Consider the following 1,850-nt stretch of genomic DNA (forward strand, 5'->3'; position numbering starts at 1 on the left):
GTACTATACATAATATTTTTATTTTCCCTAAGCTATTATAATCAAGTCCCTATGTGGATTATTTTAGCTGCTTTTTGTATTGTTTATCAGGGATTTAATATATTTATGGAATGGAAATTTGCAAGAGAAATGAGGGAACACCTTTTAGCCGTTATTTTCTTCTTCTTTTATTTAGCTTCTATAGGAGTTGRCACTTTATTAAATGTATTTTAAATAGGAGTTGAATATTATTGCTAAAAACATTTTTATACCTCTTACTATTATTGTTAGTAGCATCTCTTATTACAAAGTATCTTGCTATAAAATTAAATGTTAAAGATGACCACGACACTGAAAAAAATTATGTGAACAAGTGGCATAAATGGGTAGAAAAAAGTTTTTATGTTGTTTTTATTATACTCTTTATTGCTTTTGAACAGGTTCCTATGTGGGTCATGTTAATTATTTTCTGTTTATGTTATTTAAGTTTCCGAATCTTTATGGAGTGGAGATATAACAGAGAAACGAGGGAATATTTACTGTCATTTAGTCTCCTGATATATTTTTTAATAGCAATTATTATTGGAGCAATATTGAATGTTTTCTAATGGTTTATTTATACATACACAAAGAGCTATGTACGTTATAAAAAGCATAGAAAATAAATACACTATAATACATAAAAGCAGGTGGAAATAATTTTTATACCTATATTAGTTTTACTAGTTGGTTTGTATCTATTAATCTCGGGAATTTTAATCATTGTAAAAGATAAAAACACAAAAGGAAAGACTAAAAAACTTTAGTTTTTTTAGCAGTAGCATCCGATATAGTTACTGATCCAGTGTCGTCTTCTGGGTTCCGTATTATGCTTGGTGCTGTTCTTATAATAGGTGGATTAATTTTATTATAAGAAATACCTATTGGTATATAACTATGTTTCAAAAGGACTCATATCGATTAACCGGTATGAATCCTTTTTTATTACTAAAAACGTTYGTAAAAGTGCAYGRATTYCAGAAGACGTTCGTAATTKTTTTTATAACTTAAGCGAACGATAAAGATGATAGATTTCTYAWGAAAAAGAAAAGTYCKTAAAGGTATACTTTTGCGGACTTCTTTATCATGACTATCCTTATTAAATATAATTAGAGGATACTTATCTATAAAGCGATATAATTACTTTAGTTGGATAAATTAATTAGAAAGCGAGGGAAGCACGTGGGACTTGATATTGAGATGTACGGTAAAGAAGATAGGTATCTTGATTTTAAAGAAATTGAGGAGTCATTACACGATGCTCTGTTTCACACAAATAATAACTGGAGAAGTTATTTGTATTTAAGAAAAATTAGAGATTACTATTTGACTAATGTAGAATTTGATCGGGACGAAATTGATAAATTTATAAAGGATTTAGAGAACATAAAAATATTTATCCCTGGAGATTGTCATCCAGCATTAAGCGAATTAATAAAAATATTGAGTAATCATGAAATCCAAAAGATATCTATATTAGGAGACTAAAAGAAAATTGGAGGTAATCTATGAAAAACTGGGAACTGAAAGATACCGATCAGTTGGAAAAAGAATCTGATTGGAACGCATCAAGGGATAAGTTATATCATAATTGGAAAGAAAATCCCCATGACTTGAAGGTTTTTCTCAAACTTAGCTTTTTATGTTGGTATTTAGTTGTAGAATGGGACGTAGAAAACACGAGTAAAGTACAAGAAAGTAATCATGATGACTATAAAGAATTGCTGCAGGAACTTTATCATTATGGAATAATCCATTTTAAAGAAGATGCATTTTTTAATGCTGTTTTTGGTTTTATGATTGAGTTGTTTCCAGAATACTTTGGAGAAGAT

The 1,850-nt window shown here is 28.7% G+C and carries 2 protein-coding genes and 2 pseudogenes; all 4 read left to right on the forward strand.

Annotated elements, in window-relative coordinates; genetic code table 11:
• Positions 1-213: pseudogene (locus AC1DRF_RS25675) on the forward strand (hypothetical protein); the annotation flags it as partial.
• Between the two features lie 50 nt (positions 214-263).
• On the forward strand, positions 264-587 hold the full coding sequence (locus AC1DRF_RS25680; protein ID WP_427091744.1) for a DUF4181 domain-containing protein: 324 nt from the start codon (positions 264-266) through the stop codon (positions 585-587).
• A 613-nt stretch (positions 588-1,200) separates the two neighbouring features.
• Complete coding sequence (locus AC1DRF_RS25685) at positions 1,201-1,506, forward strand: hypothetical protein (RefSeq protein ID WP_427075403.1); 306 nt, start codon at positions 1,201-1,203, stop codon at positions 1,504-1,506.
• Positions 1,507-1,526: 20 nt separating this feature from the next.
• Positions 1,527-1,850, forward strand: a pseudogene (locus AC1DRF_RS25690) (hypothetical protein); the annotation flags it as partial.

It is taken from the genome of Priestia sp. P5_B4 (assembly GCF_056400385.1).